Origin of the sequence: Rhizobium sp. SG741, from assembly GCF_012275435.1 — a bacterium.
GTDB lineage: Bacteria > Pseudomonadota > Alphaproteobacteria > Rhizobiales > Rhizobiaceae > Rhizobium > Rhizobium lusitanum.
Genome location: NZ_JAAZQP010000001.1, coordinates 821214 through 833102, shown reverse-complemented (window position 1 = coordinate 833102; position 11889 = coordinate 821214). Strand labels below are relative to the sequence as shown.

Genomic DNA, 11889 nt, shown 5'->3' with positions numbered 1-11889 from the left:
TATGACAGACACGCTTCTTGAACTCAAAGATTACTCGATCACCTTCCGCACACCGGAAGGCGAGGTCGCCGCCGTCTCGAAACTGAACCTGAAGATCGGCCGCGGCGAACGCGTCGCTGTCGTCGGCGAATCCGGTTCCGGCAAGAGCCAGACCTTTCTCGGCCTGATAGGCCTGCTCGCCAAGAACGGCCGCACCAGCGGTCAGGCGCTGCTCGACGGCAAGGACATCCTGAAACTGAAGCCGCGTGAACTCGATCACGTGCGCGGCAAGGATGTGGCGATGGTCTTCCAGGACCCGATGACGGCCCTCAATCCGTCGTTGCGCATCTCCCGGCAGTTGACTGAGCAGTTGGAAGTCCACGGCGGCTTGTCGGCACGGGCGGCATCGACTACGGCGCTGGACATGCTGAAACGTGTCGGCATTCCCGACCCGACGCGCCGCTTCAACCTTTATCCACACGAGCTTTCGGGCGGCATGCGTCAGCGCATCGTCATCGCCATGGCGCTGCTCACCAAGCCGAAGCTTCTGATCGCCGACGAGCCGACAACCGCGCTCGACGTTACCATCCAGGCGCAGATTCTCGATCTTTTCAATGAGTTGACGGCCGAAATGCACACCGCGCTCGTCATGATTACCCATGACCTCGGCGTCGTGGCCGGCCTGGCCGACCGTGTTGCCGTCATGTATGCCGGCCGCATCGTCGAGGAAGCGCCGGTCGACGAACTGTTCGAAAACCCGGCCCATCCTTACACAGCGGCGCTTCACGCCTCGATCCCGCGGCCTGACCAGGACGTCGACGATCTCGCCGTCATCCCCGGCCGGCCGCCAAACCTGATGCACCTGCCGCGCGGCTGTGCCTTCTCGCCGCGTTGCGCCCATGTGGAGGACGACTGTATCGATGCGCCGCCGCCGCTCGATCAATTGGCGCCGCAGCGCTGTGCGGCCTGCTTCCATCCCCTTTCGGCTAATCAGGAACGGAGCTTCGTCCATGGCTGAGCAAACGCTTCTGAAGGTCGAGCATCTGACCACCGAATTCGAACTGCCGTCGAAATCCTTCTTCAAGCCACCGATGATCCTGACGGCGGTCAACGATGTCAGCTTCGAACTGAAGACTGGGCGCACGCTCGGCATCGTCGGCGAATCGGGCTGCGGCAAGTCGACGCTCGGCCGCTCCATCCTGCGGCTGATCCGGGCGCAGAAGGGCCGCATCATGTGGCAAGGCGGCAATCTTCTCGATCTCACTGACGAGGAGATGCGTGCCGCTCGTCGCGACATGCAGATCATCTTCCAGGACCCGATCGCTTCGCTCGATCCGCGCATGACGGTCGGCGATATCATCGCCGAGCCGCTCACCGTGTTCGAGCCGAAACTGACAAGAGCCCAAAGACAGGATCGCGTCCGCGAGATCATGGCGGCGGTCGGCCTGGTGCCCGAGATGATCAACCGCTATCCGCATGAGTTTTCGGGGGGCCAGGCTCAGCGCATCGGCATTGCCCGCGCCGTCATCACCCGTCCGAAGCTGATCATCTGCGACGAGCCGGTCTCGGCGCTGGACGTTTCGATCCAGGGGCAGGTCATCACGCTCTTGCGCCGTCTGCGCAAGGAGTTCGGCCTGACGCTGATCTTCATCAGCCACGATCTTTCCGTCGTGCGCCTGATCTCGGACGACGTGCTGGTGCTCTATCTCGGAAAGGTGGTGGAAGCCGGCGAAGCCGCTACAGTCTTCGACCATCCGGCCCATCCCTATACACAGGCGCTGTTCTCGGCGGCACCCATCCCGGATCCGAAGCTGGCGCGTCGCCGTGAGCGCATCCGCCTGCAGGGCGATCCGCCCTCGCCGCTCAATCCACCGCCGGGCTGCGTCTTCTCGCCACGCTGCTGGAAAGCGACGGACATATGCCGCACGAAGATGCCGCCGACCGAGCAGGTGCGCCCCGGCCAGACGGCCGCCTGCTATCACATGGACCGGCCGTAAGGCCTCAAAGGTGGACGGCGGCAGCCGCCGTCCACCTTGCCCAAGCGGCTGCTTGCGCGTATTCAGCAGCAAGGCAAAAATGCAGGAGGAAGTCTTGGGCGGGCGTTTTCTATCGATCGGCGAATGCATGGTGGAGTTGTCGCAGGCCGAGGACGGACACTTGCGCAAGGGTTTCGCTGGCGACACCTTCAACACCGCCTGGTATGCTCGCGTCTGCCTGCCTGCCGATTGGTCCGTCGATTATTTCACCACGCTCGGCGATGACGCCATGTCTGACGAAATGGTCGCCTTCATGCGCGGCGCCGGCATCGGCACCGCGGATATCCGCCGCCTGCGCGGCAAGACGCCGGGCCTCTACATGATCAACCTGAAGAATGGCGAACGCTCCTTCAGCTATTGGCGCGACAGTTCGGCAGCCCGCCTTCTCGCGGCAGACGGCGATGCGCTGCGCGCCGCGATAGAAGCGTCGGACGTGCTATATTTTTCGGGCATTACGCTGGCGATCCTGCCGCGCGAGGATGCCTATACGCTGCTGGCTGAGCTCCGCCGCGCCAAGGCCGCCGGCAAGCCGGTGGCCTTCGACCCCAACCTGCGCCCACGCCTGTGGTCCAGCCTGGATGCCATGCACACCATGATCACGGATGGCGCGCGCGCCTCCACCGTCGTGATGCCGAGCTTCGATGACGAAGCCGCGCATTTCGGCGACGACTCGATTGCGGGCACCATCCGTCGATACCGGCAGTACGGAGCCGACATGGTCGTCGTCAAGAACGGCCCCGAAGGCGCCACCGTCGGCACCGACGCCAATGAAACGCTCGTGCCTGCGGTCGAGGTCGACAAGGTCGTCGATACCACCAGCGCCGGCGACAGCTTCAACGGCGCGTTTCTCGCCCATTACCTGCAGCATGGCGATCCGCTCGCCGCTGCCGCCTTCGCCGCCGAAATCGCCGCGAAGGTCATTCAGGAATACGGCGCCCTCGTCTCGCCCAAGAAGCTGAAAACCGCCAGATAACCACTGTAATATTTCCATCATGGACACCCCCCACAATAAGGTGGGCGCGGGAATCATGTTTGAAGCACCGCAATCGGCTTGCACCGTCATCATGAGGATGCGGCGCGGATGGGCAGTTTTGGGCATGTTACAGCGATTGTCAGACATCGATCACACCATATGGGATCAGGCAGCGACGCCGGTCGCTGTGCCGGAGCGGCTGCTCATCGTCAGCGATGCCTGGCATCCGCAGGTAAACGGCGTCGTCCGCTCGATCGAGAATACCAATCGCGAACTGACGCGCATGGGTGTCGAAGTGTCGATGATCACGCCGGACGGCTTTCGCAACATCCCCTGCCCGACCTATCCGGAAATCCGGCTTTCGATTGCCAGCTATCGCAAGATCGCCAGCAGGATCGAAGCGCTCCGACCGACCTATGTGCATATCGCCACGGAAGGTCCGCTCGGGCTCACTGCACGGCGCTGGTGCCTCAGAAACGGCATGCCTTTTTCGACCAGCTATCACACCCGCTTTCCCGAATATGTCTCGGCGCGCCTGCCGATACCGCAAAGCTGGCTCTATGCCTTCGTCAAATGGTTTCACAATGCCGGTTTCGGCTGCATGGTGGCAACGCCGAGCCTCGCCAACGAGCTCAAGCAGCGCGGTATCCATAATCTGCTGCCCTGGAGCCGCGGCATCGATTCGACGCTCTTTCGGCCGCAACCGCTCGAAGACAATCCCTTCGGCCTGCCCCGCCCGATCTTCATGACCGTCGGTCGCGTCGCTCTCGAAAAGAACCTGCCGGCCTTCCTCGATCTTGATCTGCCGGGATCGAAAGTGGTCATCGGCGATGGACCCGCGCGCGCGGAACTGCAGAAGCTCTATCCGGACGTGCATTTTCTGGGCGCGAAGTTCGGCGAGGAGTTGGCGCATGCCTATTCTCAGGCCGACGTCTTCGTCTTCCCGTCGAAAACCGATACGTTCGGCAATGCCATTCTGGAAGCTTTGGCGAGCGGCGTTCCGGTCGCCGCCTACCCTGTCACTGGCCCGGCAGACATTCTCGGCGGCAACGAGCCGGCTGGCGTGGTGGATACAGATCTGGCGAAAGCCTGCCTTGCCGCGCTGTCCTGCTCACGCGAAGCAGCGCGTACCGTGGCGCTAAACTATTCCTGGGAGGCCGCCACCGCCCAATTCATCGGCAACGTCCGCATTGCCAACCATCGTGGCCGGATGAGGATGGGCAGGGATTGAGCCCGCGCCACGGCCAGGCTCGATATTGAATTCTTCAAGCCCATCTCCAGATAATTGGTGGCGGCGCGCATATGCGCGGCAGCGGGCATGAGCGTGTCGGGTCCGAATGGCGGCCGAAGTGCTCAAGAGTTTACCTCTCGCGGGTTGGTTTTCCGAAAAGCACAAGAAATCCATAGCCGTCGCGCGCTTTTAGATGTACGATTATTTATCGCACGATTTAGATGCTATTCCCCAGGGAGTATGAGAGATGGCGCACGACCCGTTGAAACTGGACACCTTCATCTGCTTCGCCCTCTATTCGGCGAACCATGCCATGAACCGGCTCTATAAACCCATGCTCGACGCGCTCAATCTCACCTACCCGCAATATCTCGTCATGGTGACGCTGTGGGAAGAGGATGGCCAGACGGTCGGCCGCATCGGCGAAAAGCTGTTCCTCGAATCGAGCACGCTGACGCCACTGTTGAAGCGCCTGGAAGCGGCGGGCTTCATTCAGCGCATCCGCAGTAAGGAAGACGAACGTCAGGTGCTGATCCATTTGACCAGCGAAGGCGTCGCCTTGGAGAAGAAGGCGGCGAGCATTCCCGCCTGCATTCTCGACGCCTCTGACAAGACGCTGGATGAACTGATGCGATTGAAGGCGGAGATCACCACATTGCGCGAGGCGCTGAACAAGAACGCAGCCTGACTAGGTGTTCAGTCCCTTCACTTGCGCGTAGGCCTCTGGGGGCGCTCTTTTTCCGCCCCCCAGAAAGCGAGTCGGGCGTCTGGCGCTTCCTTGAGAATAGCAATTTGCATATGAGCCCGAAGTTCACTGCGGAAACGTGAGGCGTTGCGTCCGCCCCATACGCCGACGAAGCATTCCCCAGACGCATCGTTCTTGAAGACCGCCGCCCCACCAAAGACAGAAGATAGGCCGCCTTCGCCAACAACACCTCCGTCACCGTAAACTGCGACAACACACTCCAGCGGCGCAACGCAAATCACCGTGTCGCCGGATGGGGCGAACCCTCCACTTCTGAAAAGGTAGACGGGACAAGGAGAAGTCATCATTCCTTGAGGATACCTCGGTCATCCGGGCGGCAGGCTCTTGATGTAACTTCGTCAATACCGCCTAGATGTGCCTCGACCATCACGCGGTCGGGCAAGGCGTGTCAGGACCGCTTCCTCTTACTTTCGTAAGGATTGTTCTTCTTGTTTTCGAAAGGATTTTCCGACGTGCGGAAATGGATGCGGATCGGCACGCCGGGCATGGCGAAATCCGCGCGCAGACCATTGATCAGATAACGCACATAGGATTCCGGCAGCGCATCCGAGCGCGTGCAGGAAATCATGAAGGCTGGCGGGCGCGCCTTCACCTGCGTCATGTACTTCAGCTTGATGCGCCGTCCGGAAACAGCCGGCGGCGGATGCTGAACCTGCTGTGTCTCCAGCCAGCGATTGAGCTTGGCGGTGGCTATGCGCTTGTTCCAGACCTTGTCTGTATCGACGATCGCCTGCATCAACCGATCCAGGCCGTCGCCCGTCTGACCGGCAATCGGTATGGCGCGGATGCCGCGCGCCTGCGGCAGCAGCCGGTCGGTCTTTTCACGCAGATCGGCAAGCACGGCCTGGCGATCCTCGATCATGTCCCATTTGTTGAAGGCGATGACTGCGGCTCGGCCTTCGCGAATGACGAGATCGACGATCTGTAGATCCTGCTTCTCGAAGGGGATGGTCGCATCGAAGACGATAACCACGGTCTCGGCAAAGCGAATGGCGCGCAGCGCGTCGGCAACCGAGAGCTTTTCAAGCTTCTCAGTGACCCTGGCTTTGCGACGCATGCCGGCGGTGTCGAACATCTTTACGGTGCGACCGCGCCAGCTCCAGTCGACGGAGATGGAATCGCGGGTAATGCCGGCTTCCGGACCGGTCAGCAGCCGGTCTTCGCCGAGGAAACGATTGATCAGCGTCGACTTGCCGGCATTCGGGCGACCGACGATCGCAATGCGCAGCGGCCGCGTCTCGTCATAGACGGGTTCCTCTTCGATCTCCTCGCCATCCTCGCCGACAGCCGGGCGGGGAATGCTGACATTCGTTTCCGCTTCGTCGTCCGTCTCCGGAAAGGCGCGCTCATGGCCGATCGCGTCGATGATCGCGTCGCGAAGATCCATCATGCCCTGGCCGTGTTCGGCCGAGATTGGGCAAGGCTCGCCAAGGCCGAGCGTGTAGGCATCGTAGAAGCCGCCGTCGGAACCGCGGGCTTCGGATTTGTTGGCGACGAGCACGACAGGCCGGCCGCGCTTGCGCAGCATTTCGGCCAGCGTCTTGTCGACATGCGTCAAGCCCATCTTGGCGTCGACGACGAACAGCGTCAGGTCGGCCTCATCGATCGCCTGCTCGGTCTGGGCGCGCATGCGGCCTTCGAGCGTCTCTTCGTCGGCTTCTTCGAGACCGGCGGTGTCGACGATGCGGAAGCGAAGATCGATTAGCTTGGCATCGCCGGGACGACGGTCACGCGTGACGCCCGGCGTATCGTCGACGAGCGCCAGCTTCTTGCCAACCAGACGGTTGAAAAGTGTGGACTTGCCGACATTCGGGCGACCGACGATCGCGACCGTGAAACTCATTTAGCGATCCGTCCTTCAGCCGTTGGCGACCGGAGCTTTGCCGGTTGCCGTGATGAGATCGAGCAACATTTGCGCGCGGTTGGCAACGTTGCGCGGGCTCTGCGGATCGTCGACGATCGCCTGGAACCACTGCCGGGCCTTGGCGAGATCGCCGGCCTTGTAGGCGGCAAGACCCAGAACGTCACGCGCCGAATGCCGGAAGGCATCGGCCGGCACGGCCAGCTCCTGCGCTTCGGCCGCAACCTGATCGTAGGTGCCGGTATCGACAAGCAGATAGGCCGCGCGCAGGCGCGCCGCATCGCGGACGACGACCGGAATGTCCGCTTCCTTGCCGATAGCCGAGAAAGCGGCGATTGCGCTTGCCGTGTCACCCTTCTGCGCCTGCAGCGTCGCCGCGCGCAGACGCGCCAGCAACGGATAGGAACCTGGGCCGTTCTTCTCGATGGCCGTCAGCGCGGCAAGGGCTTCGTCCGTCTTGTTCTGGTCGGCCAGGGTCAGCGCCGCTAGGAACTGATCGCCACCGCTGCCGGCCTGATTGCCCGCCCAATAGCGATAGCCGCTATAGGCCGCGGTACCGAGAACGATGAGCACGGCTCCCCCAATGATGAGCCGGCCAAAACGGCGCCATACGAACCGCAATTGGTCCGAACGCAGTTCCTCGTTCACCTCACGGATGAAGCTGTCGTCATTGAATGCCATTCTCGTCTCCGGCCCAGGCCAAATCATTCCAAAGAGCTTAGGGGTTAGAGCATGATGCCGAAAAGTGCGAGCGGTTTTCGGGCGACATCATGCTCTACTTCCATGATGCTGGAGCGGATTCGGATTTTAGGTCTATTCGACCTAAAAATCATCCGGCTCTAGTGGGGCCTTCTACTCCATTTTGCGGCTGATGTAAGGGGGAATGGCAGAAATCGTCACATAACCAGCGGCGAAACCCCGATAATCCACGCATGAAGCTTCCAAATGATCAATGCCCAGACGACGACGCCGATGATGATCGCATAGAGATCGTATTTCGCCGAGACGAACGGGCGCAGCGTGATTTCCCCAGCGCGCTGACGGCGTTTCAGCGAAATACGCAGGATCACGCCCCAGGCGAGAAAGGCGGCAAACAGCAGGATCGCCGCGCCGTCACCGTTGGAGAGCAGATGCGCCAGCGCCCAGATCTTCACCGAAAGCACCATCGGATGCTTTGTCCTGACCGCGATATGCCCCGCCGGCAGCAGCGAGGCGACCAGACAGATCATCGCAAACAGCATCAGTAGGATGGTGATATGGCTCATCCAGAACGGCGGCGACCAGATGGGCGTCATGTCGCGCGCCTGACCAAACCCATAGATGAGCAGGATCAGTGTCAGGATGCTCGCGACCGAATAGGCGATCTTCCAGCCGGATTCGCCGATGCTCGCGATCATTGACGTTCGCAAGCCCGGAGCAACGACGCGGATCAGATGGACGCCTAGAAAAAGAACAATGCCGAGAATAAGCAATGCCATGAATGAAGCCCCTTCGGTTCGGTAGGCACATCCTTATCGGCTGCTGCAAAAAAATGCCAGCGTCACCGCAGCTTCGCCGCATTTGCGCGAAAGGAAGGAACCGACCCCGGAGCATGCCGTCTAAAATCGCCAGATGATCTTTGGCAAGCCATGCTCGATCAAGCAATGTCGGTGCCCATGTTACGCTCAATTTCCTGCCTCTCTCTTGCGCTTTCCCTTGCCCTGCCCGCCGCTGCCCAGGCCGATGGAAAGCCCAAGCAACTCGTCATGATTTCCTTCGATGGCGCCCATGACGTTGCGCTCTGGACCAAGAGCCGCGAAATCGCTTCGCGCAACGGCGCGCATTTCACCTATTTCCTGTCCTGCACCTTTTTGATGAACAAGGCGCAGGCCAAGGCCTATCAGGGACCGATGCAGCGGCCCGGCAAGTCGAATGTCGGCTTTGCCAAGAGCGAGGACGATGTGCGCACGCGCATCGCCAACATCTGGGGAGCCCATCTGGAAGGCCACGATATTTCCAGCCATGCCTGCGGCCATTTCGACGGCAAGGGATGGAGCGCTGCCGACTGGAAGCAGGAGTTCATGAATGCCCGTGTCGCTCTTCGTGATGCCTGGAAGAATGTCGGCGTCGCCGACAAGGAGCCGCAGGGCTGGGAAGATTTCGCCACGCACGACGTCAAGGGATTTCGCGCGCCCTATCTCTCCACCAGCGACGGCCTGGTGCCGGCGGAAAAGGAAATGGGCTTTCAGTATGATGCCAGCCTCGTCACCAAGGGTCCGGCCCTGCCGCAGGTGGTCGACGGTCTCTATCGCTTCGGGCTGCCGCTGATCCCGGAAGGCCCCGAGCATCGCCTGGTCATCGGCATGGATTACAATCTCTACGTCCGCCATTCCAAGGGCGCCGAGGACAAGGCCAATGCGAAGACCTATGAAGACCGCACCTTCGATGCCTTCGAAGCGGCCTTCAACAAGCAATATGATGGCGAGCGCATTCCGCTGCAGCTCGGCTTCCATTTCGTCGAGATGAATGACGGCGCCTATTGGCGCGCGCTCGACCGTTTCGTCAGCGATGTCTGCCACAAGCAGGATGTCGCCTGCGTCAGCTATTCCGAAGCGATCCCGCTGATCGCGGCCCGAGGCAAGCCTCAGCAGGGGTGAGGAGCGGTTGCAGCAAAGCTGGAGCCAAAGCGAAGGGCCGGTGGCCCGCTACTTCCTTACCTATTCCGGTCATAGAAAAAGGCCCCGTTTCCGGGGCCTTGTTTCGTCAGCCGTCGGCGTGGATTACACCCGCTTCACGGTCGAGATAGGTCTGGTCGATCGATGGCAACGGCTCATCATAAATCGCCGCCTCAAAGGTTTTAAGACGCTTGTGGATCGACAAAAGCTCGATGATCGTCGTCCAGGAATTGACGAGATACTGGAATGAATTGCTAACCTGACCGAAGGCGGTCGAGATCTGCTGATATATACCGTAGGTGATCACACCAGCAACGATGGTTGGAACCAGCATGAACGTTACGAACAAGACGTCAGCCTGAAGGTAGAAATAGCGGGCAACGTTGAAATAAAGATAGTGGAAGTAGATGCGGAAATAATTCCGTCGCACGTTCGCAAAAAGCTCGTTGACGGTTGCCGGCTGCGCACGATCAGCATGATCTTCGCCGTAAACAAGCTCTTTACGGTAGGCAGCTTCGACACGCTGGTTCTTAAAGTTTAGACCCGGCAGCTTGATACCGGCAACCGCCAGCAACACCGTGCCGAAGATTGACCAAAAAAGCGCCAGCCAGAAGAGCGAATGGGGAATCTTGCCGATAATCGGCAATTCGGTGACATAGGTCGAAAGCGCCAGCAGAATTGGCAGGAATACGATCAGCGTCATCACCGAGTTGATCAGGCTGATACCCAGGCCCTCGAGCACCGTGGAAAAACGCATTGTGTCTTCTTGCACACGCTGGGACGCCCCCTCGATATGGCGCAGCTTCTCCCATTTCGACATGTAAAAATTGTTCATCGCCGTGCGCCACCGGAAAATATAGTGGCTGGTGAAGAAATCCGTCAGGATCGAGACAAACATGCTGAGAAAGACGATCTGCACGAAGGTCAGCATGAGGCCGTAGAAATCCCCTACTGTCACGTTCGCCTGCTTCGCCAAGGCGTTCTGCAGCGTATCCCCAAATGGCCGACGCCAATTGTTGATTACCACCGATATCTGCACACCGAAAAAGGTGACGAAAATGATGAAGGCGGAGCCCCAGATCGACCAGAGCTTCCACGGATTGTCCCAGGCACGGACATGCCACGTCCCGCAGAAGAGAGCGATGCAGAGAAGGAAGAAAGCATAGAACCAGAGATTTCCCCACAACAGGAAATAGCTGAGATCATAGGGCTGTTGCCCTTCCGGCGGCATGACAAAGCCCAGATGCGTTCCGAGATCAGAGACGACAGAATACCAGGCCGCTATACAGATCAGCGTCCAGACCACCATCGTAGTGAAGAACAATTTCGGCTGAGGGAAAAAGGAATGGAACACGTAAGCGAGCTTTCTTGATCGGGTTCGGAGCGAGACCGCAATGACGTCAATTTGAGGCGAACCTAGGACAGTTCGCCAAGAGCGGCAACCTGCAGGCCCACATTCTTACATAGATGTAATCGCTTATCCCATGATCGTGATGCGACTGTTCAGCTGAGATTTTCCCTCTAGCAGGCATACCGCCCTCTCCTTCTCCGCCGCCGGCTCAACGAAAAAATCATCGGGCATCTTGTATCGCATTATCTTACGATATATATCTTACGACATGACTAACGATACAAACCCTCACACTTCACAAGGAGAAACGATATGAGAGGTTTTAGAGACCGCATGTGCGGCGATGGCTTTGACATGGTCGAGGCATATATCCTACGACATGGTCGAGGCCGTGAATCACACGGCGAGCACAGGAGAGACTTCATGAGAGGCTTCAAGGGCGGCATGTTCGGCGGCGGGTTCCGCACCGGGCGGAAGTTCGATGCAGCCGATCTGCAGCTCATCATCCTTGCCATGCTGTCCGAACAGCCGCGCCACGGCTATGAATTGATCAAGACTTTCGAGGAACGCTCCGGCGGCTTCTATGTGCCGAGCCCGGGCGTCATCTACCCTGCCCTGACCTATCTCGAAGAAACCGGCCAGGCCGAAGTCGAAGCCAGCGGCACGAAGAAACTCTACCGTATCACCGAAAGCGGCCAGAAACGCGTCGATGATAACCGTGATCTGGTGGAAGCCACTTTCGCCAAGCTTTCAGCAATCGGCGAAAAAATGGCGCGTGTCCGGCAGGTTTTCGGCGGCGAAGACGACGAAGGGCGCGACAGCCCGTTCGATCGTGACAGTGCCGGCGACGTCCATCGCGCCCGCCATCTTCTGCGCTCTGCGCTGCGGTCGAAATTTCCGTGGAACAAGGCCGAGGGTGCGCGCATAGCGGCAATCCTCGAGCGGGCCGCCGCCGATATCATCCGCGGCGAAACGAAGTCCGATGACTAAAGCATGTCGCGCAAAACTGTGCGGCGGCTTGCGATAACGACCTGCGAA

General features: G+C 59.8%; 11 protein-coding genes. 7 read left to right on the top strand and 4 right to left on the bottom strand.

Annotated features, from left to right (window positions below):
- The first annotated feature begins 1 nt into the window (after position 1).
- The 5 genes from FHT29_RS04275 (at position 2) to FHT29_RS04255 (ending at position 4907) form a co-directional block, all read left to right on the top strand.
- Positions 2–997: an ABC transporter ATP-binding protein gene (locus FHT29_RS04275; RefSeq protein WP_047562598.1), complete on the top strand. Its 996-nt coding sequence runs from the start codon at positions 2–4 to the stop codon at positions 995–997.
- Entirely contained in the window at positions 990–1976 is a 987-nt protein-coding gene (locus FHT29_RS04270; protein WP_037194837.1) for an oligopeptide/dipeptide ABC transporter ATP-binding protein, read from the top strand. The genes FHT29_RS04275 and FHT29_RS04270 overlap by 8 nt, the downstream gene beginning before the upstream one ends.
- Before the next feature lie 94 nt (positions 1977–2070).
- Entirely contained in the window at positions 2071–2988 is a 918-nt protein-coding gene (locus FHT29_RS04265) for a sugar kinase (protein ID WP_131512298.1), read from the top strand.
- A 124-nt stretch (positions 2989–3112) separates the two neighbouring features.
- Entirely contained in the window at positions 3113–4219 is a 1107-nt protein-coding gene (locus tag FHT29_RS04260; protein WP_047562950.1) for a glycosyltransferase family 1 protein, read from the top strand.
- Positions 4220–4466: 247 nt separating this feature from the next.
- Positions 4467–4907, top strand: coding sequence for a MarR family transcriptional regulator (locus tag FHT29_RS04255; protein WP_037194841.1), 441 nt, complete (start codon positions 4467–4469; stop codon positions 4905–4907).
- 466 nt (positions 4908–5373) lie between these two features.
- Here FHT29_RS04255 and der read toward each other — a convergent pair whose 3' ends face one another.
- The 3 genes from der to FHT29_RS04240 form a co-directional block, all read right to left on the bottom strand.
- On the bottom strand, positions 5374–6828 hold the full coding sequence (gene der, locus FHT29_RS04250) for a ribosome biogenesis GTPase Der (protein ID WP_051963373.1): 1455 nt from the start codon (positions 6826–6828) through the stop codon (positions 5374–5376).
- A gap of 15 nt (positions 6829–6843) precedes the next feature.
- On the bottom strand, positions 6844–7527 hold the full coding sequence (locus tag FHT29_RS04245; RefSeq protein WP_037194843.1) for a tetratricopeptide repeat protein: 684 nt from the start codon (positions 7525–7527) through the stop codon (positions 6844–6846).
- Between the two features lie 215 nt (positions 7528–7742).
- Entirely contained in the window at positions 7743–8324 is a 582-nt protein-coding gene (locus FHT29_RS04240; protein WP_047562594.1) for an NnrU family protein, read from the bottom strand.
- A 177-nt stretch (positions 8325–8501) separates the two neighbouring features.
- On the opposite strand from FHT29_RS04240, the gene FHT29_RS04235 reads away from it, so the two are divergent.
- Positions 8502–9482, top strand: coding sequence for a polysaccharide deacetylase (locus tag FHT29_RS04235; protein WP_037195405.1), 981 nt, complete (start codon positions 8502–8504; stop codon positions 9480–9482).
- Positions 9483–9588: 106 nt separating this feature from the next.
- Here the strand turns inward: FHT29_RS04235 and sbmA are convergent, their stop codons facing one another.
- Positions 9589–10854 (bottom strand): peptide antibiotic transporter SbmA, encoded by a 1266-nt coding sequence (sbmA, locus tag FHT29_RS04230; RefSeq protein WP_037194856.1) that lies wholly within the window; start codon positions 10852–10854, stop codon positions 9589–9591.
- 420 nt (positions 10855–11274) lie between these two features.
- Between sbmA and FHT29_RS04225 the strand changes: the two genes are divergently transcribed.
- Complete coding sequence (locus FHT29_RS04225) at positions 11275–11841, top strand: PadR family transcriptional regulator (RefSeq protein ID WP_037194859.1); 567 nt, start codon at positions 11275–11277, stop codon at positions 11839–11841.
- Positions 11842–11889: the final 48 nt, after the last annotated feature.

Bases quoted from the DNA above. Each gene is read 5' to 3' on its own strand.
- der (WP_051963373.1), bottom strand. From the start codon at position 6,828: ATGAGTTTCACGGTCGCGATCGTCGGTCGCCCGAATGTCGGCAAGTCC.
- FHT29_RS04225 (WP_037194859.1), top strand. From the start codon at position 11,275: ATGAGAGGCTTCAAGGGCGGCATGTTCGGCGGCGGGTTCCGCACCGGG.
- FHT29_RS04240 (WP_047562594.1), bottom strand. From the start codon at position 8,324: ATGGCATTGCTTATTCTCGGCATTGTTCTTTTTCTAGGCGTCCATCTG.
- FHT29_RS04255 (WP_037194841.1), top strand. From the start codon at position 4,467: ATGGCGCACGACCCGTTGAAACTGGACACCTTCATCTGCTTCGCCCTC.
- FHT29_RS04245 (WP_037194843.1), bottom strand. From the start codon at position 7,527: ATGGCATTCAATGACGACAGCTTCATCCGTGAGGTGAACGAGGAACTG.
- FHT29_RS04235 (WP_037195405.1), top strand. From the start codon at position 8,502: ATGTTACGCTCAATTTCCTGCCTCTCTCTTGCGCTTTCCCTTGCCCTG.
- FHT29_RS04275 (WP_047562598.1), top strand. From the start codon at position 2: ATGACAGACACGCTTCTTGAACTCAAAGATTACTCGATCACCTTCCGC.
- FHT29_RS04260 (WP_047562950.1), top strand. From the start codon at position 3,113: ATGTTACAGCGATTGTCAGACATCGATCACACCATATGGGATCAGGCA.
- FHT29_RS04270 (WP_037194837.1), top strand. From the start codon at position 990: ATGGCTGAGCAAACGCTTCTGAAGGTCGAGCATCTGACCACCGAATTC.